Source organism: Mucilaginibacter sp. dw_454 (assembly GCF_018449775.1).
In the GTDB taxonomy this organism is placed as follows: domain Bacteria; phylum Bacteroidota; class Bacteroidia; order Sphingobacteriales; family Sphingobacteriaceae; genus Mucilaginibacter.
In genome coordinates, this window is the sequence record NZ_JAAVVB010000003.1 from 625,366 (window position 1) to 649,281 (window position 23,916).

Consider the following 23,916-nt stretch of genomic DNA (forward strand, 5'->3'; position numbering starts at 1 on the left):
ATTAGCCAGATTGTAGCTACCTGGTTAATCTTCTTTATTCTGTTTAACAAATAGAAATTAAAACCTAAAAGAAAACCCGTTTACATTGTAAACGGGTTTTCTTTTTATAGGTGGAGTTATATCTGATCTTTTATCCAGTTCGAAAAATCAGCAATTGATGTAAACAAATACTCCGGTTCAAGCTTTTTTAATTCGCTTTCATCAGCCGTACTTGCCCAGGCTGCTGCTGCTATGGGTACGCCTATTTCTTTGCAATATTTAACATCGCTTGGTGCATCGCCAACATACAAACTTTCAGCTTTAGAGGTGCCTAATTTCTCGAGCACCGTGCGGATGCCGTTAACTTTATTTGGTCCTTCGGGCGAGCCGGTTTCTAATGTTTCAAAGTATGATTCCAGGCCGAATTGCTTTAAAGAAATACGGGTGCTGTGTTTACCTTTGCCGGTTACCATAGCCAGCAAAACGCCTTTGTTTTTTAAAAGGTCCAGTAACTCCCTCACGCCGGCAAATGCAGCTGGGCAGGTATGGTGCAATGCTTCATAGTATTTTAAATAAGCGGTCACGCCTGCGTCTTCATGACCTGGAATAAGTTTGCGGATAGTACCTTCTTCTGATGGCCCGAAGGTGGCGATGATTTCTTCTTCGCTAATGCTTTTGCCCAGCAAAGGTTCAACACTTTGTTTAAAAGCGGCTATGCAAAGCGGCAGCGTATCGGCAATGGTGCCGTCCAGATCGAATATTACGGCTTTTATTTTTTGGGTAGATGTCATCTTATTTTAACTCAGGTGGTCTTACTAGTTGTCATTGCGAGCGAAGCGTGGCAATCGCGAATATTGCATCCTTGCGATTGCCACGCTACGCTCGCAATGACAACATTATAAGTTTTTTACGGCGTTACCGTAGCCACCGGCAAGATCTTGCCGTTAAAAAACTTATGCCCGGTTAAAGCAAAGTCGGCTATGTATTTACCCATTTCGAAAGCCATCACCGGCGACTGATAGCCCGGGAATGCTTTCTCCAGCATCTCTGTTTGCGCCGAACCCAGGGCAAGGCAATTTACCCTGATATCTTTCTCCGCGAATTCTTGCGCCAGGCACTCTGTAAGCGTGTGTAAAGCGGCTTTGCTGGCCGAGTAAGCTGATAGCCCCGGAAACTTGACGCTGCCCTGGTAGCCACCCATGCTGCCGATATTAAGGATGTGCGAACCCGCGGGCATGAACTGGTGCAGGCTTTGTATCATACGTACATGACCAATGAAATTGCTTTGCAGCATTTCTACAAAGTCGCTTTCGCCAAGCTCGGTAAATGGTTTGTTGATGAGTACACCGGCATTATTGATCAGGATATCCACTTTGCTATCAAAATGGCTGTTGATAAATTGTTCCAGACCGTCATAATCGTCATGCACAATATCAAAAGCGATAGGGTATAGAACACCTTCAGGGTTAAGTCCGAGTGCGATCTCTGCCAACCGGGTTAATTTATCTTGCGAGCGCGCCAGGGCAATAACCTGATGTTTTCCGGCGGATATCAGTTCGATAACCGCTTCAAATCCTACGCCGCTGCTGGCACCCGTGATAACGATATTCATACACTATTAATCTTTCTGATCTTCGTTGATACCGTGCAGGCCTTCTTCTAAACGCTTAGGTCGCAATACGTAGTAAACGCCAAGCAGGGCTACAAGAATCGAGATCAGGTAAAATCCAAAACTAAGGTAAACGGCCATATCCTCAGGCAAAGAAAATCCTTGCGCTACTCTAAGTAATAACGCATCCCTGATACCGCCGCCGCCTAAACTAAACGGTATAACGGCAGCGAGCGATGAGAATAGGAAAGACAGCAGATACGGAGCAAATTTTCCGCTAAAATTCTGTGCCATTAACAGGCAAACAATACACAACAATTGCATAGTTTGTACGCAAATAGCTTTAGCATGGCCCTGGAAAAACTTATGGGTATATTCTTTGAAAAATTTACGGGCAACAATATAATAGATAACCGACCCGATAGAAACAATAGTTAAAGGGTAAGCCAAATGATAAGGAAAATTTGGGATCAGAATAATCAGCCCAACTACTATAGCGCCAATGGCCCAAAAACCGCTTAGCCTGTCAAATAATATCGCCCAAAAAACCTTTTTAGTAGGCAGGTTATAGCGTTTGTGCAGCAGGTAAATTTTGTAGCCATCGCCACCAATACCTCCGGGTAACAATACATTGTAGCATAGGCCCAAAAAGTACAAACGCAGGTTAAAGCGCCAGTCTAACTTTAAACCTATCGACTTAAAGAAGCTCAGTAATCGCCATGAAGAGAATATCATAGAGCCTACATAGCATAAAATAGCGGCTGCCAGCCAGGCGCGGTTAGCGTGAGTTAGCCTGAATTTAATTTTAGCAAACGGTACCTTGCTAAATACATAATACAGCAGCCCGCCGGTTACTGCTATGATCAATATTATTTTAACAACGCTCCAGAGCTTGCCCTTCCAGGTTTTATGCTCGGTGCCTTCGTCTACAACTTCTTCAATTTCTGTCATTGCGTGCAAAGGTAGCTTTTTTAGAGATTAATGGTTAGTGATTGGTGATTAGAGGTTGGTTAATTAGTGATTAGGTAACAGTTGCTAAACTTAAAACTAATATACACCCGCTATGATTGTAAAAGATTAAAAATAACTAATATCTAATCATCGATCACTAATCAATGGTTTCAATTATTAGATACCGGTGACTAATAATTTTGAAATAAAAACCTCTAATCACCAATCACTAATCTCTAATTACTATTTTTGCCCCAAAATTAACAGGATGAGCAAAGTACAGGTAGGCATAGTGCAAATGAGCTGCACTGCCAACAAGCACGAGAATTTACAGAAAGCCATTGCAAGAGTAAAAGATGCTGCCGCCAAAGGCGCGCAGATAGTTTGCTTGCAGGAGCTTTTTACATCGCTTTATTTTTGCGATGTTGAAGATCATGATAATTTTTTACTGGCCGAGGCTATCCCTGGTCCATCAACTGATGAATTATCAAAGGTTGCTGCCGGGCTGGGTGTGGTGATCATTGCGTCGTTGTTTGAGAAACGCGCGCAGGGCCTTTACCACAATACTACCGCGGTTATTGATGCCGATGGTGCTTACCTTGGCAAGTATCGCAAAATGCATATTCCGGATGATCCGGGTTTTTACGAGAAATTCTATTTTACCCCGGGCGACCTGGGTTATAAGGTATTCCAAACCAAATTTGCTAAAATCGGCGTACTCATCTGCTGGGATCAATGGTATCCTGAAGCAGCACGTATCACCGCTTTAATGGGTGCAGAGATATTATTTTACCCAACAGCTATTGGCTGGGCAACTACCCAAGACGAGGCTACCAACGTAGAGCAGTACAACGCCTGGCAAACCATTCAGCGCTCGCATGCTGTGGCTAATGGCGTGCATGTGGTAAGCGTTAATCGGGTAGGCGAGGAAGCCGGTGTTAAATTCTGGGGCGGCTCGTTCTTTGCTAATCCATTTGGGACTGTAATTCACCAAACTACGCACGATCAGGAAGAAGTGATAGTACAAGAACTGGATCTGAATAAAACGGATTACTACCGTACCCACTGGCCGTTTTTGCGCGACAGGAGAATTGATTCTTATCAACCGATTACGAAACGCCTTTTAGACGACGAATAGAAATCTTGTCATTGCGAGCGGAGCGCGGCAATCGCGAACTTTGCAGCGTGCGATTGCTTCGTACCTCGCAATGACAAATGCAACATATCAACCATGAATTATCCAAAACAAAAAGGCTTATACTTCCCGGCAGAATGGCATCCGCACAAAGCTACCTGGTTAAGCTGGCCGCATAAAGAAGAATCATGGCCGGGCAAGATCATGACCGTTTATCCGCAATATTGCGAGTTTATCAAAGCCTTAACCGCCGGCGAACTGGTGCGCATTATTGTGAAGGATGAACCGATGGCCGCTTTTGCTAAAGAGCAATTAATGTCGGTTGGTGCTGATCTGCACAAAATTGAATTCTTTGAGTTTGGTACCAATGACGCCTGGTGCCGAGATCATGGTCCGGCGTTTTTGATTAATGGGGCGACTAAAGAAAAAGCTATCGTAGATTGGGGCTACAACGCCTGGGGCGGCAAATATCCGCCGTTTGATCTGGATGATGTGATCCCGACTAAAATAGGCCAGCATTATGGATTGGATGTTTATCATCCGGGTATTGTGATGGAGGGCGGCTCGGTTGATTTTAACGGTAAAGGCACTATCTTAACTACGACGGCATGCTTGTTAAATCCAAATCGTAACCCGCAATTAAATCAGCAGCAAATAGAAGAATACTTGTACAATTACTACGGTGCCGAGCAAATTTTATGGTTGGGCGATGGCATAGTTGGCGATGATACCGATGGCCACATCGACGACATTACCCGTTTTGTGAATGAAGATACCGTGGTAACCGTAGTCGAAGAAAATAAAAACGACGACAACTATCACTTACTACAAGAAAACCTGCAAAGCCTGAAAACTATGCGTCTGTTAAACGGCAAACAACTTGACATCGTCGAACTGCCAATGCCCGATGCAGTGATTTATGACGATCAGCGCTTGCCGGCATCATACGCTAATTTTTACATCGGCAATGCCGCGGTGGTGGTACCAACTTACCGTTGCGATAAAGACGATAAAGCGCTGCAAATATTGCAAGACTGTTTCCCTGATCGTAAGGTTATCGGTATAGATTCGACAGATATTATCTGGGGATTAGGTAGTTTCCATTGCCTGAGCCAGCAGGAGCCGGAAGTCTAGCTCTTTTTAACTACAAACCAGGGGATATGCAATAAGCCTGGTTTAAGATCTATTTTAACACTGTCGCCAATTTGGGTGCTGTAATACATTTTACTGCCCACATCGACTTGTTTATTTTCATGGCATGGCCCCCAAGTGCTTAGGTACAGGTAATAAGCAGTGCTTTTACCATGACTTATATGGTGGCCCAATACTGAAGCTTTATAGATTTGATCGGGCGAATTATCGAATCCGCAATTGATTTGCCCCACAGCGCCAAAAGCATAAAATAGCGACAAACACAACATCAAAATTCCCTGGCTTACTATACCGTTGCTTAGTGATTCATTAACTCCAACTTTAAACAACAACCCGCCAACAACCACGCCTATACCAATAAAGGGCAACCAAAAGCTGTCATAATTATAAAAATGATAAGCAGCTAATGATTTGGCAAATAATGCTACTGTGGGTGCTATAAATCCAAATATTACGTAAGGATATACGCTGTTTTTACCGTTGGATAAAAATTTGATCAATCCGTTGCTGGTAATGATGATCGGGATGGCCAACAAAGGGCAGATCAAAGCTAAAATGGTAAATATGGGCTGACGCAAAGCTATGGTAGCTATAGCCACGGCAATACCTGCAACGGTATAGGTTATTGCTATTTTTTTAGCGTTATCTAACTTTGACTGACGCTCCTCCGGCGTAAAACCCAGGTTAGGGTCTTGTAACAGATTTTTCTTTTCGTCTTCCAACTCATTGGCATCCAGGTCGGAGAAAGTTCCTGTCAGGTAGTTGGTTAATTCGTTATTGTTATTCAGGTCATTATAATTTCTGATAACAATATTCGGTGTGCCGGGCGTATTCGATACAATCACTAATACCTTCCTGTCAATTTTTACTCCCTTCACATCGTCAACAGCAATATCCAGCGTTTTAAAAACAGTAGTAAAGGTTATAGTGCCGTTTTCAATAGTTACTTTTCTACGGATGGCATTGATAATGACGAACAGTCCCATAGCTGCCATAAACAAGGGCACAAAGTAAATAACCGCTCCGCCGTTATTGGGCTTGTTAAATAGAAAGATGCCGAAGCTGATCATGGCTGCGCCCAATATAAAGTTTACTATTTTTAGAAAGGTTGATACTGTAAATTCGCGTTGCATGGTGGTTTAATTGTGATGATACAAGGTAAGTAATTAGGTGGTTTATTTTGCTATTTGACTATGTTGTCACTGCTTTGTTTCATTAAGATTAGAGATTTTTAATCACCGGCAAATCCAGGCCTGCTTTTCTACCGAGAAAATTACCGCATTCACCGAGTTCTTGTCCATCAGTCGCCAATTTTAGTTTTGGCTGCCTATATTAGTGCCTTACTTTTGAGGTAATAATTTAAAACTAAGAAAATGAACAACGATATAAATAATACAAACCCACCCGTGCGGAATAACGGAAAGGCGGTGGCCGGCATTGTTTTGCTGGTAGTGGGTGCATGCCTGCTTTTTAAACAATTTGATATATTTTCTCCGCCGCACTGGTTAATAAGTTTCCCGATGGCGATGATAGTGGTTGGCTTATATATAGGCGCCAGAACTAACTTTAAGAATATAGCCTGGATCATTGTAACCATAGTGGGCTTCGCAAGTTTATTAGACGATATTTTTCCGCATGTTAATGTGAGCGATTTCTTCTGGCCTGCCGCTATGATAGGTTTTGGCGTATACCTCATATTACGTAAACGTAATAGCAACGATTGGGATAAAAAAGACTGGAAAGCAAAATGGGAGCGAAGTAAATATAACTTTGGTACTCATAACCCAACCGAACCCGTGGTTGATTATACTGTAAAACCCGAAACCGATGACGCCCAGACGCCTCCTCCAAATACCGGCAGTGCTACCGGTTCAAGCAGCAACACATTTACCGGCGACGAGCACCTGGACGCTGTATCAGTTTTTGGTAGTGTTAAAAAGACTATATTTTCTAAGAACTTTCAAGGCGGCGAAATCGTAAACGTGATGGGTGGCACCGAACTGGACTTTACCCAGGCTAACATCAATGGCCGTGTTTATGTAGACATTACTCAGATATTTGGTGGTACCAAAATTATTGTACCATCGCACTGGATGGTGGTATCAGACATGGCAGCCGTGTTTGCCGGGGTAGATGATAAACGGATTAAAACCAACGCCCCGCCGGATAGCAGTAAAGTACTGGTACTAAAAGGCGTGTCGATATTTGCCGGAGTAGACATCCGTAGTTATTAATCGCATTCAACCTTAAAACTTATAATAAGCACGTTTTGGCTGTAGTACAATCACTTATTTTTCAGAAACTGCGTTTAGCATTTGTGGCTTGCGGACTTGCCTGGGCAGGCCTGCAAGCCTACATTATTCACAGTTTCGGGTTTGAGTGGTATACCGCTTTAACAGATAGCCTGGTAAGCTCTGTATTGCTTACCGCAGCGTGTTGGCTCATTAATAATAACCTGCGCTATTATCAGCCGGGGAAGGGGAGCTATATCAATATTTTGATCTGGATAGTTACCCTGGCCGCCGCCGGTACTGCAGGTGCCCGTTATATTTTGCCGTTTATTAACCACGGCCCTATATATGCCAACTTTATGTCGCAATCTACGGTAATACGTTTTTTTACCAATTTTTTGGCGATAGGGTGGATGGCCATGATCAGCATGATCTGGTATTCGCAAATTGATCAGAAAGAGAATGAGCGCCGCAAAGCCGAAGCTGAGCAACTGGCCCGCGACGCGGAACTATACAACTTGCGCCAGCAATTACAACCGCATTTTTTATTCAATAGCTTAAACTCTATTAACGCACTCATTGGCTTTAAACCTGATGAGGCCCGTAAAATGATCCACCAGCTATCAGACTTTTTGCGGGGCACCTTAAAAAAAGACGACCAGCTACAAGTAACTTTAAACGAAGAGCTGCAACATCTCGCTTTATACCTTGAGATTGAAAAAGTACGCTTCGGTCATCGCCTTAAAACAGAAATAAGCTGCGATGCGCAATGCGGCGAGAGCATCATGCCAGCCATGCTGCTACAGCCTTTGGTTGAAAACGCTATAAAATTTGGATTGTATGATACTACCGAAGAAGTGGTGGTAAGCATTCGCGGCGAAGTAGAGGGTAGTTACCTGGAACTGACCGTGCAAAATCCATATGACCCAAAAACCTCACGTCCCCGCCAGGGAACCGGTTTTGGTTTGAGTGGTGTGCAACGCCGTCTATATTTGCTGTATGCGCGTAATGATTTGATGGAAACTCACGCAAATGATAATATATTTACAACCATAATAAAAATACCACAGTAAATGATACGTGCTATATTGATTGACGACGAGCCTTTGGCCCGCATGGTTGTGAGAGAATATTTGTTAGCCTACCCGCAGATAGAGGTTTTGCAGGAATGCGGCGATGGTTTTGAAGGCCTTAAAGCTATACAACAACATCAGCCCGATTTGATATTTTTGGACGTGCAAATGCCTAAAATAAATGGCTTTGAAATGCTGGAATTGGTTGACGAGCAGCCTGCCGTAATATTTACCACCGCGTTTGACGAATACGCCATAAAAGCCTTCGAAGCTCACGCGACAGATTACCTGCTAAAACCATTCAGCATGGAACGTTTTGCCAAGGCTGTAGATAAGTTTTTAGCACAAGCTCCAAGTACTGGTAACACCGTTGCTAAAAAAGAAGAATTACTGGAGACGGCCTCACACTCGCCGGCGCAACATGAGCGTATTGTTGTAAAAACCGGTACTAAGGTTAAGATCATCCCCGTGGCTGATGTGCAATACCTGCAAGCCGATGATGACTATGTAAGCATCATTACACCTGAAGGTTCATTCCTGAAAAATAAAACCATGAGTTTTTTCGAGCAAACGCTGGATGCCCGCCAATTTGTGCGTGTACACCGTAGCTATATAGTAAGTGTGCAGGAGATAACGCGTATTGACCCTTATGAGAAAGACAGCCATCTGGCTATTCTAAAATCGGGCGCTAAAATACCGGTGAGTAAAACCGGTTACGTGAAGTTAAAGCAGGTACTGGGAATATAATATCGTTGATCATTTTACAACCTAACCGACACGTCATCGCGAGCGTAGCGTGGCGATCTCTATCAAAGCAATATTATTTGTGATGTCTAAAGAGTGGTTGCATTACGTATTATTAAGCGTTTAGAGATCGTTACGCTCGTACCTCGCTCACGATGACGCAGCGGGATATTAATATTAAACCAGGCTCATTTCTTCTAATTACAATTTCAGCTAATCAGCTTTGTTGCCCAGAGGAAGCATAAAACATAATTCAGTACCTGTACCCAACACGCTCCTGGCCCATATTTTACCGCCCTGGTTTTGAATCAGATCTTTACAAAATAACAAACCCATGCCGGTGCCTACTTCATTTTCTGTGCCTGCAGAACTGTTTACCTGACTTTTAAATAAGGTATTCAGATATTCGGCACTCATGCCTACACCATGATCTTTCAGGCAGAAAGCTATCCCCTCGTTTTCTATCCAGGATGATATTTCAATTGTGCCATCGCGGTTTGAGAATTTAATGGCATTGGTTAAAAAGTTATGAATAACAATACGCACCGAGTTAGGGTCGGCCAGTGCAATAGCATCCTGCGGAATATCTTGCTGTATAGTGAGATTTTTTTGCTGGATTTTATCTTCCAGGTGTTGTATTTCGCGACTGGTCAAGTCGGCCAATGAAAAGTTGACAGCTTTATTGTTGGTCCCATCAACCTGGCTGTTTATCCAGAACAACAGCGTATCCAAAAAGTCAGACGTGTTTTCCAACCTGTTGAACACTTTAGGCGTCATCTCTATAAATTCTTCGCCGCTGATGCTCGCATCGGTCATCAGCGTAAATAAACCGCGCAATGTGCTAATAGGAGCCCGCAGATCATGCGCCAACACGCCAATCAACCTGTCTTTTAATATATTAAGCTCATTTAGCTTTGCGGCCTGCGAATTTAGGTCTTCCTGCTGCTGGGTAATTTCTTGGTTCTTGCCTGCAAGCAATTTATTAATGCGTTGTTGCTTGATCTTGGCGTTATAGTAAATCAGAACAATAATAATCAGCACCAAAATGATTATCGCTGATATAAGGTTCTCATTGCTTTGGTTGGCAATACGCGCTTTGTAAACTTCCTCTTTTTTATGCTGTCGATCCATCAACTCGTTTTGCTTTTTGGCAAATTCAAGCTCCAGGTTGTAAAATATGGCTTTATGAATGCTTTCGCTGTGTTTCAGATCGCTTCGCAAACCAGAAAACGCAACATGCTCTTTATAGGCTTCTTCAAAGCGCTTTAAACCGGCCAGCGCCATGCTGAGTTGCTGTGAGGCGTCAGTTTTTAAGATGAGGTTATTTAATTTAATGCCGGTATCTTCCGCCTTCACCGCATAATTATAAGCTAACTGATATTTTTTATCCCAGTTATACACAACCGCAAGGCCTTGATAGGCATATGCCCTTACATAACTTGAGTTGCTTTGCTTCCCTAATTTCAAAGATTCCTGCAAATAGTATATAGCGCTATCAGGACGTTTGATATAGTACTTATAAAGGCCCATATCGTAATAGACTAATGCAAGGCCTTCTTTATCCTTCATATGGCGGAATATGCCGTGCGCCCGGTCGAGATAAGGCTTAGCACGCTTGTAATCTTTTTGCGTGATGTACAGATCACCAATATCCTGGCAAGCGGTACTAATACCCTGCTGATCTTCTTTTTTCTCCCAGATAACCAGTGCGCGGTTATAGTAGCTAAGTGCTTTCTGGTACATTTCCAGCTCCTGCATGATCACGCCAATATTGCTGTATTTGTTGGCAGCGGCATCCTGATCGTTATGTTTAATGTTGATGAGCAGGGCCTTGAAATAATAGTCAAGCGCTTTGGAGAAATCGCCTTTATTGTCGTAAGTGATACCCAATAGGTTGTATACTTCGCCTTCGTCAGCTTCGTCGGGTGTAATTACACACCAGGCCAGTGCTTTTTGGTAATAGGCAATAGCAATATCATAATTACCCATAAAATCTTCTACACGGCCCAAACCGTTATAGCTATCGCTAATGCCTTTTTTGTTGTTTTGTTGCTGGTAGATCTTTAATGCAGCATTATAATTTTTAATAGACTCCGGGTAGTTGCCGTTAAAAGTATTAACCGAGGCTATTTGCAAAGTGCCGTTAGCTATACCATTGGGATAGTTGATTTTTTTAGAAAGATTGATTTCCAGTTTGCCGTAATATAAGGTGCTGTCCGGGTGCGATCCATAATAGCTGGCGGCAAGCTTGTTTATCTGTTTGATAGTGAACGTATCAGGCTTGCTGCCGGTTTTTTGGAGCGATGACATGACCAATTTCTTCAAACTGTCAGTGCCATGATCTTGTGGTTTGGCTGATAGATTTAGGCCGTATAAATTAAAAAAAATAAATAGAAAGAAATAAGGGCGCAAGCTTATATTATTAATAGTTAATAACAGACATAAATGTATAACTTATTATTTACTTCTATAAGCTATAAGAAAAGAAAAGCCCGATTAATTGCTTAACCAGGCTTTGTACGTATTAGTTAAAAAGGTGTTACTCTTTTTTAATAAATTTTACTTGATGTGCTTTTTAAATTGCTAAACGTGCTCCAATTCACGAGCAAGTGTTAAATCGTATGTAGTTTGCAAACCTATCCAGTACTCAGCACTTATATCTAATATTTTCTCTAACCTCACCGCCAGGCGGGCGTTTATGTGGCGCTTGCCTCTAAATAATTCACTTAAATTACCGGGTAATAAACCAAGACCTTTTGCCAGTTCTGTTTTTTTTAATCCCCGCTCTTCAACTTCTTCCAATAAAAATTCACCCGGGTGAAAAGCTACTGGTGTTCTTAATGATACTCCGTTTTTATCAACTATGTTCCCCATAACCTTGATGTAAGCTATTTATCTCCATAATGCCCTATTGCAGAAACTACGGTAACTGTTATGGTATTATTTTCTATTAGATAAACTAACCTATCTTTTTTATTGATGCGTCTTGACCAATAGCCGGCTAATTCAAATTTTAATCTTTCGGGTTTACCTGTGCCGGTTTCGGGATGTGTGTATAATTCGTCAATAATCTGCTCTACTTTTTTAATAGAAGCTTTATCGCCTGATTTCTGTATTGCTGATAAATCTTTCTGAGCATTTGGAGCGATAACTACTTTATATTCTCCCATATAGATTTGGAAGGATCAAGGGTAATAAAATTGCCATCGTCGACCTGCTTTTTACTGGCTTTTATCTTTTTTACAAAATCAGGGTTGTAAGGACTTTTAGTAGTTTCAAACTCAACCTTCAATGCTTTTGCAAAAGCCTTCAATGCCGAAAGTTGTTCATTGTTTTTAGGATGCATTATCACGGTTTCCATATAACAAATTTAAACAAAAACTCCCGAACTTTTAGTTCAGGAGTTTTATCTGTTATTTCAACAAATTTTTCCAACTTACCAAATCGCCAATGATCTTGTCGAGATCGTCGGCAGCAACGCGTTCTTGTTTCATGCTATCGCGATGACGGATGGTAACGGTATTATCTTCCAGCGTCTGATGGTCTACAGTAATACAGAACGGCGTACCAATAGCATCCTGACGACGATAGCGTTTACCTATAGCGTCTTTCTCTTCATATTGCAGGTTAAAATCAAGTTTCAACTTATCCATGATCTCGCGTGCTTTTTCGGGCAGACCGTCTTTTTTAATCAGCGGGAAAATAGCAGCCTTAACCGGAGCCAGGCAAGGGTGCAGGCGCAACACGGTACGGCTGTCTTGTTTCTCTTCGGTGCTCAAATCTTCTTCCTCGTAAGCGTTGATCATCGTCAGCAGAAACATACGGTCCAGACCGATTGATGTCTCTATAACATAAGGGATATAGTTACCGTAAGGTTTCTCCGTCGCTGGGTCAACCTCCGGATCAAAATATTGCATTTTTTTACCCGAGAACTGCTGATGCTGGCTCAAGTCAAAATCGGTACGGCTATGGATACCTTCAACCTCCTTAAAGCCAAACGGAAATTCAAACTCAATATCATAAGCAGCGTCGGCATAATGGGCCAGCTTGGTATGTTCATGGTAACGATATTTAGCGGCATCGGTACCTAAAGCCAGGTGCCATTTTAAGCGCGCTGCTTTCCATTTTTCAAACCATTCTTTTTGCGTGCCGGGGCGTACAAAATATTGCATTTCCATTTGCTCAAACTCGCGCATACGGATAATGAATTGGCGGGCAATAACCTCATTGCGGAAAGCCTTACCAATTTGCGCAATACCAAACGGAATTTTCATCCTGCCTGATTTTTGCACGTTCAGGTAGTTTACAAAAATACCCTGCGCGGTTTCGGGGCGAAGGTATACTACATCAGCATCGTCAGCTACAGCGCCCATTTGTGTGCTAAACATCAGGTTAAACTGGCGTACTTCGGTCCAGTTAGCGGTGCCGCTTAGCGGGCATTTAATATTATGTTCAATGATTAATTCGCGCAGGCGTGGCAGGTTCTCGGCTTTAAGAGCATTGTCCATTTCCACTTGCAACTCCTCTGCCTCATTGGTTTTACCTTCTTCGTCGTATTTGGCTATTTTATCTTCCAACAACTGATCTGCACGATAACGTTTTTTTGAATCTTTATTGTCAATCATCGGGTCGCTAAAGCCGTCAACGTGGCCGCTTGCTTTCCAGATCTTAGGGTGCATAAAAATAGCCGAATCAATACCAACAATGTTGTCATGCAATTGCACCATTGATTTCCACCAATAAGTTTTAAGGTTGTTTTTTAACTCGGCGCCAAATTGGCCGTAGTCGTAAACAGCGCTAAGGCCATCATAGATCTCGCTTGACGGGAACACAAAGCCATACTCTTTGGCGTGGGCTATAACATTTTTAAACAATTCGTCGGTATTTTTGCTCATAATAGCGGCAAATATATAATTTTTGATTTTGGATAGGGAATAATTGTAGCAGTGTGGTTTTTACTTTCTTAACTCTCTTAAAGCATCGCCTGCAATCCACTTTGCCGCTTTATTATTTTGCAACAAAATCCGTTCAGCGCATTGTATAGCCAAAGGCTTGAGCGCGTCATTTCTTTTACCGATTTGGCGCAATGCCCAGTTCACCGCTTTCTTTACAAAGTTTCGGTCATCCCAGGCTTCGCGCTCTATAATAGGGAAGAAGCTAATAAAAACATCGTCTGCTGCTTTCTTGCCATGCACCGCATATTCGGCCATTAAAACAAAGCCGGCGCGTTTGATAAATTCTTCTTTATGCGCACTAAACTCTATCGCCTTGTCAACCACATAAGATGTACGATCAAACAAGTTACCGCAAACCTGGTCGCATACATCCCAGGTGGCAAAATCTTTGGTCCAGCTATCAATTTGCTGAGGCGTAACCAGTGCCGGATCATCAATCATCGAAGCCAGGATGCGCGCCTCATGGATATCGGTATCCCATAAAGCCTGCGCCAGCTCGTGGTCCTTTTTGATCAATTTGGCGATCTTTCTTACCTCCGGAATTTTCACACCCAGCGCCTTTTCATTACTTACACCAAAACGCAACATACCGGCGTGATGTTTGGCATCGGCTTTATCTTTGAGCAGGGTTATAACTTCTTGTACCTTCATGTTGATATGTAGTGTGATAGAAAATTACCAAAATAAATGAACTTTACGTTAATAATCATGTTTACTGAAAAGAATCACACCATTTATTATGATCAAAACTTTATTTACTTTTTTGCCGATACTCGTGGCAACAACAACCTATGCACAGTCTGCAGCCGATACGGGTAAACATTCTCCGGTACGTACCTTAACTTATCAGCAATACGAGGGTTTGCTAAAAGGCGAGGCCGACGAAGATATGGCCCGCGTTGCCGAAATGAATCATTACCCGCTGCCCGAAAAGGTGCTGAAATACAAATATGAAATTGATTTGAGCCCCATCCAGGTTAAGAAGCTAACCGAAGCTAAAGATTATCTGCATCGTCGCAGGTTACAGATTGGTGGCTCAATTATTGACACAGAACATCAGTTGGATAGCATGTTCAGGTATAACCATGTGCAAGACGGTAACTTGATTTTTTACGCCAACCGTTACGGTTTATACCAGGGAGAGTTAAAAAATGCTTTTCTACAAGCTTGTTTATCAACCCGGAAGCTACTGTCAGACCAGCAAATGGCCAAGTTTGAGAGCCTGCAAAAACGTAATTGATGGATATGCCGTTTGATTTATTTAATTTAGCGGCCTCAATATTAAGATATGAAGATTACTTTCGATTTTGAAAAACCCCTTGCCGACCTGATGAGCCAGATAGAAAAGGTGAAGCAGGTTGAGGACAAAAATAAGTTAGACATGTCTGCAACGGTGGCCGAGTTGGAAAGCAAATTGGAAAGCACCAAAAAAGAGATATACGGTAACCTTACCGGCTGGCAAAAAGTTCAAATTTCACGTCACCCGGAAAGACCATATACTTTACAATATTTAGAGTTGATGTGCGACGATTTTATCGAGCTGCACGGCGACCGTACTGTTGGTGACGATAAAGCTATTATTGGCGGGTTTGGAACCTTAAATGGCGAAACCGTAATGTTTATTGGTCATCAAAAAGGCCGTAACACTAAAGATCGTCAGTACCGTAACTTCGGTATGGCTAATCCAGAGGGTTACCGTAAAGCTTTAAGACTGATGAGGCTGGCCGAAAAATTTGGCAAACCTGTGGTTACTTTAATTGACACCCCGGGAGCTTTCCCAGGTTTAGAAGCCGAAGAGCGTGGGCAAGGCGAAGCTATCGCCCGCAATCTTTTAGAAATGGCTGTTTTAAAAGTACCTATAATTTGTGTGGTGATAGGCGAGGGCGCGTCGGGCGGTGCTTTGGGCATTGGTATTGGCGATAAAGTAATGATGCTGGATAACTCCTGGTATTCGGTTATATCGCCAGAGAATTGCTCGACCATCCTGTTTAAAACCTGGGAGCAAAAAGAGCGTGCGGCAGAGATGCTGAAGCTTACATCGACCGAGATGTATAAAAACAAGCTGATTGACGGCGTAATTAAAGAACCGCTTGGCGGCGCACATCAAGACCCGGTAGCTATGGCGTCTATCTTAAAAAAACAATTATTAAAAGATCTGAAAGTGCTAAAAGAGCGCGATGTTAACGAGTTGGTAACAGAGCGTATAGATAAATTCTGCTCAATGGGCGTAGTGCTTGAGAGCGAATAATCGACCTTGATTTTTAGGATTTAAGGATAACCCTGATACCAAATAAAAAAGGCTGCTATTTTTTATAGCAGCCTTTTTTATTTGGTATCACCACCAGCCTATTGCCGCATGGTTACGCCAAACTCTTTAACGTAATTGTCCAGTTTCGCTTTGTATTGACTGCTTAGTGCTGTGCGGCCATTAGCTTTGGTTAAGCCTACCAGGCCATTGGTTAACGATATGCCAAATTGCACCTCGTTTTGCGCCATTGGTTGATTATCTTTAAGCAAGCTGTAGTTATAATCAAGCGAGTTTGATAGGTAATCTTCAATTTGAACTACCATTTTATCAGCAAGTACGGTTTGCCCTAAACTGTAAGCCAACTGGGCCATGTAATATTTACGCACCGCAGTTTCCTGTACAGGGATAATATCCGGCATTACATCATTGTATTTATTCAAAATGTTTTTAGCCAGATCAGGGTGGCCTTCTTTTTGCAGGTTGCCTGCCAAATCCAAACAAATGCGGCCAATCATCGGGAAGAACTGGGTTAACGATTCATGATCTAAATAACTTGCGGTTTTAAAATTACCCCATTTAAACTTGTTCATGATGTTGTTGTACATTAACAAGCTGTTGGTTGCTTGAGATGAGCCGCTTTGCTCGCTTTCTGCTGCTATAGCAGTGTCGGGTTTTAATGGCAACAAGCGGTAGGCAAAGCCTTCGTTATACATATACTTGGTCATACCCAACATATTGCTAGGCGGCGATGTTATAGTAAAGTAGATAGGACGCTTCCAGTTATTGTGCGCAATAACATCCATCATGGCCAGGTTATCCTTGGTGATCATATCATTCGGATAAGTAAATTCCATATCCGTAGTAATCTGACTTTTTTGAGCTGCAGGCAGCGTGCCGGTGCTAATCACAACGTCAGGGTTTACCGTCAATTTAAAGTTTTTTGTTGGCAGATAATTGATTGAACTACCGTCTTGCATTGTAGCCAGCGCATCTTTATTGTCCGAAGTGATAAATTCAAATACATCTTTCAACTCTAATGGTCCCGGTATTTTGGCATCATTATAAGGGATCATGTCGCGCGTGCCCAGCTTGTATTTACTGTCGTCCATGGTGAGTGGTAATGGTGCCGACTCATTCATTTTTTGCTTCATTTGTTTGATGTACCAGTCTGTACCCAACAAGCTAAGATTCACAATACGCACATCCGGACGCACATTTTCTACCTCTTGTATGTACCAGAGCGGGTAAGTGTCATTGTCGCCATAAGTAAATAAAATGGCGTCTTTGGCGCATGAGTTTAAATAGTTATAGGCCATATCATGCGGTGTCATTTTAGTCGAGCGATCATGATCATCCCATTCCTGGTTAGCCATTAAGATTGGCCCAACACTTAAACAAACTACGGTTGACAGGATGGCCGCATTAACCGCTTTCTCTTTTTTAGAAAGCAGATCAGCAACGCAAAGCACCGCCAAGCCTATCCAAATGGCAAAGGCATAGAAGGAGCCAGCGTAGGCATAATCACGTTCGCGCGGTTGCAGTGGGTCCTGATTAAGGTAGAGCAGGATAGCGATACCGGTGAAGAAAAATAACACGGCAACCACACCGGCATCTTTCTGGTTCTTTTTAAAATGGAAGTAAAAGCCCAGCAAGCCTAATATCAGCGGTAAAAAATACAGGCGGTTATAGGTTTTGCTTTTAGTTACCGAGTAGGGTAGTGTTTTCTTAAAGTTCCAGCCGCTTATCCAGTCGCCGTCAACACCTTTAAGCTGGCCGTCCATTTCGTTGGCGCGGCCCACAAAGTTCCACAAAAAATAACGGGTATACATCTGATTAACCTGCCACGACAAAAAGAACGAAATATCATCGCCAAACGTAGGGCTGTCGTTTGGTCCTAAATGTTGCCAGTCGCGATAAAACTGTGCATGCCCCGGTTTGTCGCTAAACATACGCGGGAAAATGGTATTGCGGTCGTAAATAACGGTTTGCTTTTTACCAGTGATCTCATATTTAGTATCGCCTTTGCGGTACATGTTGGCGCCGTCGGTTTGGTCAATCGGTTTTGAATCAAAGAATTGCCCGTACAACAATGGCGTATCGCCATACTGGTCGCGGTTAAGATAACCGTTTAACGAAAACGCGTCCTGCGGATTGCTATTATTTAAATTAGTGCCGGCTTTAGCGCGGATGACAATCATCACGAAAGAGCTGTAGCCAAATAAAATAAAGGCGGTACAGACCAAAAAGCTGTTTAGCGCAAAGCGCTTTTCGCGGATCTTGACAACGTATTCTAATAAAGCGACGATAGCTGCACCGGCTATAAATCCCGCTATGCCGCCGCTGATAGTCAGTGTCAATACAAAGCAAATTGCCGCCGCTATGATGATGCTTTTTGCAGGTTTAATAGTATAAATAATACCCAATACGATGGTGCCGAACAGCAACAGGAAGAAGGCGATAGCGCCACTACCAAAACCCAAACCGAAGGTATTTACAAATAATAAGTCTGAAAATGCAGCGCCTTTTACAGTGTATTGAATAATACCCCATAACACAGCTGCCAATACCACTACACCTGTTAAAAATGCTTTAATGGTACCCCAGGCGCTAACTTTGTTTGATTTACGGAAGTATATAACCAATGCAATAGCCGGAATAACCAGCAAGTTTAGCAGGTGGATACCTATAGAAAGCCCCATTACATAGGCAATGAAAATTATCCAGCGGTCGGCATGGGGTTCGTCGGCATGGGCATCCCATTTTAATATCGCCCAAAAAACAATGGCGGTACACAAAGATGATTGCGCGTAAACTTCCGACTCGACAGCCGAGAACCAAAACGTATCAGACCAGGCATACGCTAACGCCCCCACTAAACCCGAGCCAATGATAAGGATGATGTTGGTTAGATGCAGATCTTCTTCTTTTTTAACTAAAATCTTTTTGGCTAGGGCGGTGATGGTCCAGAACAGCAGCATGATGGTGGCGCCGCTGGCCAATGCCGATGCAACGTTGGTCCAGTAAGCTACTTTGGTAACGTTACCAAATGATAGGAGCGAGAACACTTTACCTATCATGGTAAATAATGGGGCACCTGGTTGGTGGGCCACCTGCAGGCGGTAGATACAAGCAATGAATTCGCCGCAATCCCAGAAACTTGCAGATTGCTCGAGCGTTAAAATGTAGGTTAGCGACGCGATAATAAATGCCAGCCAGCCAAATAAATTATTGATTTTATTGTATTTCATATCAGAAGATATAAACGGTTTGGTTTAAAACAAGGTCCGAAAATAGCAAAACTAAGCGCAATGTTGTATTGCAGGCGCCATGATTTAGCATATTTTAACATTCCACCCCCTCTGTATCTCCCCCAAAGGGGGAGACTTTTTGCCAGTTTGTTATTAAAAAAGTGAAATTTTCTGCCTGATTTTCAAGTCCTCCCCCTCGGGGAGGGTTTGGTGGGGTATTTTTTTGAAATTTTGGTTTTGAAGTTGGAATTTTCGTCTTATATTTGCATTCCTTTTCGGGACGTATGTTTCGAAGGAGCGGATTGCCTGATAGTATAATGGTAGTACGACGGTTTTTGGTACCGTTTGTCTAGGTTCGAATCCTGGTCGGGCAACATAAAAATTTCGGATTTGGGATTTTCGATTTCGGATTTATTCCGGAGGAAATTCAAATCCGAATTTTTTTATAAACATACTGATCTGGATTTTGAGGCCGGCGTTAATTCCGAAACCGAAAATCCGAAATCCGATATCAAACGATGCCATTACAGTTTAACACGGTTAAGTTATTTGCAGGGTCCGGTTCACCAGAACTGGCGCAAAAAATTGCTGATGCTTATGGTCAGCCGTTAGGCGAGTCTGGTTTATCGCGTTTTAGTGACGGTGAGTTTCAACCGCATTTCAACGAGTCTGTACGTGGTTGCGATGTTTTCCTGATCCAGTCTACCCATCAGCCTACCGATAATTTAATGGAGTTATTAATGCTGACAGATGCCGCCCGCCGTGCTTCTGCTCACCACGTTAACGCTGTTATACCATATTTTGGGTTGGCCAGGCAGGATAGAAAAGACCGTCCTCGTGTTGCTATTGGCGCTAAGCTGGTTGCTAATTTATTGGTTGCGGCTGGTATTGACCGCATCATGACCATGGATTTGCATGCAGCGCAGATACAAGGATTTTTTGATATCCCGGTAGATCACCTGGATGGGTCGATCATCTTTGTACCTTATATTAAAAGCCTGGGTTTAAAAAGCCTGACCATTGCTTCGCCAGATATGGGCGGATCATACAGGGCCCGTGGTTTTGCCAAGTTCTTTAATGCCGAGGTGGTTATTTGCGATAAACGCCGTAAACGTGCTAATGAGATTGAATCAATGACGCTGATAGGTGACGTAACCGGTCAGGACATTGTATTGATAGATGATATTTGCGACACTGCCCGTACACTGGCTAAAGCAGCCGAGTTAATTATGGAGCGTGGCGCACGTAGTGTAAGAGCGGTTTGTACGCACCCGGTATTGTCTGGCGATGCTTACGAAACGATTGAAAACTCTGCCCTGGCCGAGTTGATTGTTACCGATACTATACCGTTGAAACGCCAGAGCCCTAAAATAACCGTATTGTCAACAGGCGAGTTGTTTGCAAAGGCTATCATCAACGTAAACGAGCATGGCTCAATAAGCCAGCTGTTTAAGGTGGAGTAGGGCTGAGAATTCCATAGACGATGGTCGATAGTCCATGGTCTGATTTAAGTTGGTCCATAGGCGATAGTCCATGGTCCATAGTTTTTTGAAATAATTGAATTACATCCGTGGTCATAAACCATAGATATATAAAATAAATCCATGGACTATCGACCATGGACTAATTAACAATAAAAACAAATAAATAATTAAAAATGAAATCAATTGCTATTAGCGGTTCTCTAAGAGAGAACGTAGGGAAAAGAGACGCGAAAGAGCTGCGTTACCAGGCTTTGGTACCGGCAGTGCTTTACGGTGGTGCTACACAGACCCACTTTTCAGTGTCCGCAGCTGATTTGAAACCCGTAGTTTATACTCCGGTTGTTCATTTCATCGACCTTGACATTGCTGGTGTTAAATCACAAGCTATTATTAAAGATCTACAGTTCCATCCATTAACTGAGCAGATCATTCACGTAGATTTCTTGTTGTTAGACGAGAAAAAACCTATCACTATCCAGATCCCTGTACGTTTAACAGGTACTTCTCCGGGTGTTAAAGTAGGTGGTAAACTGGTACAAAAGTTACGTAAACTGAGCATCAAAGCTTTACCTAAAGATCATTTAGATTTTATCGACGTAAGCATCGAAGCTTTAGAAGTAGGTAAATCTGTAAAGGTTAACGAAATAAGCGTTCCTAAATTGACTATCCTGAACAGCAAAGAAGATACTATTGTATCTGTAACCACGTCACGTGCGTTACGTCAGGCTGAACAAGAAGCCGGTAAAAAATAAGACCCTTACCCCCTAAAAGGGGAATAAGAGGAGAAATTAAAAGCGATAGGTTTATACCTGTCGCTTTTTTGTTTTTTAATATATTCGCAACTTAACATTCCCCCTTTAGGGGGTTAAGGGGCTATGCCATATTTTAGTAAGTATTTTAAAAAAGCGGCACCAGCCAAAAAGCCGGCAGTGGCTCCGGTTAATACAGTTGATAACAATATGAAGTATCTGATAGTAGGTTTAGGTAACATTGGCCCGGAATATGCCGACACGCGGCATAACATTGGTTTTATGATTTTGGATGAGCTGGCCAAGCAAGAAGGGGCGAAGTTTAATAACATGCGCCTGGCTTACTACACCGAAGTATCACACAAAAGCCGTACGCTGCACCTGATCAAACCTACCACTTACATGAACCTGAGTGGTAAAGCGCTGAACCATTGGATGAAAGAGCTGAAAATCCCTGTAGAAAATGTTTTGGTATTGGTAGATGACATAGCCCTGCCTTTAGGTACGCTGCGTTTAAAACCCAAAGGCAGCGCGGCCGGCCATAATGGGCTAAAACATATCGAAGCTACCTTAGGTAATAATGAATACGCCCGTTTGCGTTTTGGTGTTGGCGATAACTACCCAAAAGGCCGCCAGGTAGATTATGTATTAAGCGGTTTTGATGCCGACGAACAACCCGAATTGCCTGCCCTGATAGACAGATCAATAGAAATGATAAAAAGCTTTGCGACGATAGGGACGGAATTAACGATGACGAAGTTTAATAAATAACCACATGAAAGTTTACGGCATTACCAATTGCAATACAGTTAAAAAAGCGCTCGACTGGTTTAAAGAAAACCAGGTGGCCTACGAGTTTCAGGATTTTAAAAAATTAGGTGTAAGTACTGAAAAATTACAGGAGTGGGATAGCAAAGCCGGCTACGAAAAGTTCATGAACAAGCAGGGCCTTACCTGGAAACAATTAGATCCGGCTGTTAAGGATGCTGTGAAAACTAAAGAAGATGCGCTGCAACTATTACAGCAAAAAACCAGCATGATCAAGCGCCCGGTTATTGAAGACGGCGGTTTTCTGTTCTTTGGGTTTGATGAGAACGCTTACAAAGAACATTTTAAGAAATAAATGATCACTGTAGAGGCGCAATATTTTGCGTCTCTTTTAATTAACAGGAGACATACGTATTTTAGCTCCACGTCCTTGCCAATTGAAATTCTAAACGAGTTTCTTCCGCAACCATTTCCTAACCGGCTCATCATACCATTTCAATGCAGCGTAGGCCAAAACTACCGCGCCTGTTAAAATCAGTAACGCATATGGCCACGCCTGTACAATTGTAATGCCCTTATGGTTGCTGACCCAGGCAACGTAAAAATAAACCAGTGGATAATGCACCATGTAAAGTGGATAGGAGATAGCACCCAGGAATTTGCATATCCTGTTTTCTGTCTGCGTTTTTATCACACCGCTGGCACCTACGTATACAATAAGCGGGAAAACGATGATGATGCATACAGATTCATAGATTCCGTTCATCCAAAGATGCCCGGCGCCGCCAATGCGTGGCATATATAGTATGATAATTATTAAAAGGCTGCACCATAAAAAGGCATTTTTAATTTGACCAGGTTTTACTACGCGTGACAGTAACAAACCGGCAAAGAAGGGATATATGGTGCGGGTTAGCCCAATGCGCACCTGTTCTACATTCAGTGTCCAGCCGCCACTAACATCGCCGTTTGTAATAGCCAGTTGTGCAAGCGCGATGGCAGCAATGCTTACCAGGATTATTAACGCCGTTTTAGAAAATTTCCTGATCCATACAGCATAAAGAATGTTGGCAATGTATTCAAAAAATAATGACCACCCCACGCTATTGAGCGGGTGCATCTCTTCCCAGCCCCGTATATCAAGCGATAAGGGTACAGGCAGGATAGTATAACCAATCAGCATCACCAGCAGCATCTTCCAGGCGGGGACGGTATGAATAAGCGGCCATAGCGTAGAATCCGTAAAATAGAATCCAAGAGCGCCCAGCGTCATCCCCAAAACCACCATAGGCTGTAGACGTTCGATCCGGCGCTTGAAGAAACTGCCCACCGTCATTTTATTCCATCTGTCGTCATAAGCATAGCCGACCACGAAACCTGATAATAAAAAGAAAAAGTCGACAGCCAGGTAGCCGTGGTTAACCAATTTATCTAAATTTCCGGTGGCTAATGGCTCGCACAAGTGGAAGGTTACAACAATGATGGCAGCCACACCACGAAGGCCATCTAATATGGGGTAGTGTGGCTTGGTGGCCAACTGATTATTATTCATTAATAAAATGGGATATACAAACTATGCATTGAAACTGT

23 protein-coding genes and 1 tRNA gene are annotated in these 23,916 nt (G+C 42.8%); 12 read left to right on the top strand and 12 right to left on the bottom strand.

The window, feature by feature from the left end:
* Positions 1-116: 116 nt before the first annotated feature.
* From HB679_RS13085 to HB679_RS13095, 3 genes are all read right to left on the bottom strand, one after another.
* Positions 117-770 carry an HAD family hydrolase gene (locus tag HB679_RS13085; protein WP_214072426.1) on the bottom strand — a complete coding sequence of 218 codons (654 nt, stop codon included), beginning with the start codon at positions 768-770 and terminating at the stop codon, positions 117-119.
* Between the two features lie 116 nt (positions 771-886).
* On the bottom strand, positions 887-1,591 hold the full coding sequence (locus HB679_RS13090) for an SDR family oxidoreductase (protein ID WP_214072427.1): 705 nt from the start codon (positions 1,589-1,591) through the stop codon (positions 887-889).
* 6 nt (positions 1,592-1,597) lie between these two features.
* Complete coding sequence (locus HB679_RS13095; RefSeq protein ID WP_214072428.1) at positions 1,598-2,539, bottom strand: lysylphosphatidylglycerol synthase transmembrane domain-containing protein; 942 nt, start codon at positions 2,537-2,539, stop codon at positions 1,598-1,600.
* A 268-nt stretch (positions 2,540-2,807) separates the two neighbouring features.
* Between HB679_RS13095 and HB679_RS13100 the strand changes: the two genes are divergently transcribed.
* Together HB679_RS13100 and HB679_RS13105 are read left to right on the top strand one after the other, a co-directional pair.
* Positions 2,808-3,677, top strand: a complete 870-nt coding sequence (locus HB679_RS13100) for a carbon-nitrogen hydrolase (RefSeq protein ID WP_214072429.1) — start codon at positions 2,808-2,810, stop codon at positions 3,675-3,677.
* 93 nt (positions 3,678-3,770) lie between these two features.
* A complete protein-coding gene (locus HB679_RS13105; protein ID WP_214072430.1) occupies positions 3,771-4,808 on the top strand; it encodes an agmatine deiminase family protein in 1,038 nt (345 codons plus the stop codon).
* On the opposite strand, the gene HB679_RS13110 is transcribed toward HB679_RS13105, so the two are convergent.
* Positions 4,805-5,959, bottom strand: a complete 1,155-nt coding sequence (locus HB679_RS13110; protein ID WP_214072431.1) for a hypothetical protein — start codon at positions 5,957-5,959, stop codon at positions 4,805-4,807. The genes HB679_RS13105 and HB679_RS13110 overlap by 4 nt on opposite strands.
* A gap of 240 nt (positions 5,960-6,199) precedes the next feature.
* On the opposite strand from HB679_RS13110, the gene HB679_RS13115 reads away from it, so the two are divergent.
* From HB679_RS13115 to HB679_RS13125, 3 genes are read left to right on the top strand one after another with little or no spacing between them, the layout of a single operon-like run.
* Positions 6,200-7,060 carry a DUF5668 domain-containing protein gene (locus HB679_RS13115; protein WP_214072432.1) on the top strand — a complete coding sequence of 287 codons (861 nt, stop codon included), beginning with the start codon at positions 6,200-6,202 and terminating at the stop codon, positions 7,058-7,060.
* 35 nt (positions 7,061-7,095) lie between these two features.
* The gene (locus HB679_RS13120; RefSeq protein WP_255547603.1) at positions 7,096-8,130 is read left to right on the top strand and encodes a histidine kinase; all 1,035 of its coding nucleotides are present in this window, start codon (positions 7,096-7,098) and stop codon (positions 8,128-8,130) included.
* Entirely contained in the window at positions 8,131-8,877 is a 747-nt protein-coding gene (locus HB679_RS13125; RefSeq protein ID WP_214072433.1) for a LytTR family transcriptional regulator DNA-binding domain-containing protein, read from the top strand. It begins immediately after the preceding gene.
* Between the two features lie 210 nt (positions 8,878-9,087).
* Here HB679_RS13125 and HB679_RS13130 read toward each other — a convergent pair whose 3' ends face one another.
* From HB679_RS13130 to HB679_RS13155, 6 genes are all read right to left on the bottom strand, one after another.
* Positions 9,088-11,184: a tetratricopeptide repeat protein gene (locus tag HB679_RS13130; RefSeq protein WP_214072434.1), complete on the bottom strand. Its 2,097-nt coding sequence runs from the start codon at positions 11,182-11,184 to the stop codon at positions 9,088-9,090.
* A gap of 273 nt (positions 11,185-11,457) precedes the next feature.
* Complete coding sequence (locus HB679_RS13135) at positions 11,458-11,748, bottom strand: HigA family addiction module antitoxin (RefSeq protein WP_214072435.1); 291 nt, start codon at positions 11,746-11,748, stop codon at positions 11,458-11,460.
* Positions 11,749-11,762: 14 nt separating this feature from the next.
* Positions 11,763-12,044 (bottom strand): Txe/YoeB family addiction module toxin, encoded by a 282-nt coding sequence (locus tag HB679_RS13140; protein WP_214072436.1) that lies wholly within the window; start codon positions 12,042-12,044, stop codon positions 11,763-11,765.
* The gene (locus HB679_RS13145) at positions 12,026-12,235 is read right to left on the bottom strand and encodes a DUF2683 family protein (RefSeq protein WP_214072437.1); all 210 of its coding nucleotides are present in this window, start codon (positions 12,233-12,235) and stop codon (positions 12,026-12,028) included. Before HB679_RS13145 ends, HB679_RS13140 begins: the two co-directional genes overlap by 19 nt.
* Positions 12,236-12,287: 52 nt before the next feature.
* Positions 12,288-13,769: a glycine--tRNA ligase gene (locus tag HB679_RS13150; RefSeq protein ID WP_214072438.1), complete on the bottom strand. Its 1,482-nt coding sequence runs from the start codon at positions 13,767-13,769 to the stop codon at positions 12,288-12,290.
* Between the two features lie 60 nt (positions 13,770-13,829).
* Positions 13,830-14,480, bottom strand: a complete 651-nt coding sequence (locus HB679_RS13155; protein ID WP_214072439.1) for a DNA alkylation repair protein — start codon at positions 14,478-14,480, stop codon at positions 13,830-13,832.
* Positions 14,481-14,568: 88 nt separating this feature from the next.
* Between HB679_RS13155 and HB679_RS13160 the strand changes: the two genes are divergently transcribed.
* Both HB679_RS13160 and HB679_RS13165 read left to right on the top strand, forming a co-directional pair.
* Positions 14,569-15,069 carry a hypothetical protein gene (locus HB679_RS13160; protein WP_214072440.1) on the top strand — a complete coding sequence of 167 codons (501 nt, stop codon included), beginning with the start codon at positions 14,569-14,571 and terminating at the stop codon, positions 15,067-15,069.
* Between the two features lie 48 nt (positions 15,070-15,117).
* Entirely contained in the window at positions 15,118-16,077 is a 960-nt protein-coding gene (locus tag HB679_RS13165; RefSeq protein WP_214072441.1) for an acetyl-CoA carboxylase carboxyltransferase subunit alpha, read from the top strand.
* A 98-nt stretch (positions 16,078-16,175) separates the two neighbouring features.
* Here the strand turns inward: HB679_RS13165 and HB679_RS13170 are convergent, their stop codons facing one another.
* Complete coding sequence (locus tag HB679_RS13170; RefSeq protein WP_214072442.1) at positions 16,176-19,325, bottom strand: DUF2723 domain-containing protein; 3,150 nt, start codon at positions 19,323-19,325, stop codon at positions 16,176-16,178.
* A gap of 303 nt (positions 19,326-19,628) precedes the next feature.
* Between HB679_RS13170 and HB679_RS13175 the strand changes: the two genes are divergently transcribed.
* The 5 genes from HB679_RS13175 to HB679_RS13195 all read left to right on the top strand — a co-directional run bounded on the left by HB679_RS13175 (position 19,629) and on the right by HB679_RS13195 (position 22,681).
* Positions 19,629-19,699: transfer RNA gene (locus HB679_RS13175), tRNA-Gln, on the top strand.
* A 144-nt stretch (positions 19,700-19,843) separates the two neighbouring features.
* Complete coding sequence (locus tag HB679_RS13180) at positions 19,844-20,788, top strand: ribose-phosphate pyrophosphokinase (protein WP_214072443.1); 945 nt, start codon at positions 19,844-19,846, stop codon at positions 20,786-20,788.
* A 194-nt stretch (positions 20,789-20,982) separates the two neighbouring features.
* Positions 20,983-21,561, top strand: a complete 579-nt coding sequence (locus tag HB679_RS13185; protein WP_214072444.1) for a 50S ribosomal protein L25/general stress protein Ctc — start codon at positions 20,983-20,985, stop codon at positions 21,559-21,561.
* Between the two features lie 207 nt (positions 21,562-21,768).
* Positions 21,769-22,329: an aminoacyl-tRNA hydrolase gene (pth, locus tag HB679_RS13190; protein ID WP_214072445.1), complete on the top strand. Its 561-nt coding sequence runs from the start codon at positions 21,769-21,771 to the stop codon at positions 22,327-22,329.
* A gap of 4 nt (positions 22,330-22,333) precedes the next feature.
* Positions 22,334-22,681, top strand: coding sequence for a Spx/MgsR family RNA polymerase-binding regulatory protein (locus HB679_RS13195; protein ID WP_214072446.1), 348 nt, complete (start codon positions 22,334-22,336; stop codon positions 22,679-22,681).
* 90 nt (positions 22,682-22,771) lie between these two features.
* On the opposite strand, the gene HB679_RS13200 is transcribed toward HB679_RS13195, so the two are convergent.
* Positions 22,772-23,878 carry an acyltransferase gene (locus tag HB679_RS13200; RefSeq protein ID WP_214072447.1) on the bottom strand — a complete coding sequence of 369 codons (1,107 nt, stop codon included), beginning with the start codon at positions 23,876-23,878 and terminating at the stop codon, positions 22,772-22,774.
* Between the last annotated feature and the right edge of the window lie 38 nt (positions 23,879-23,916).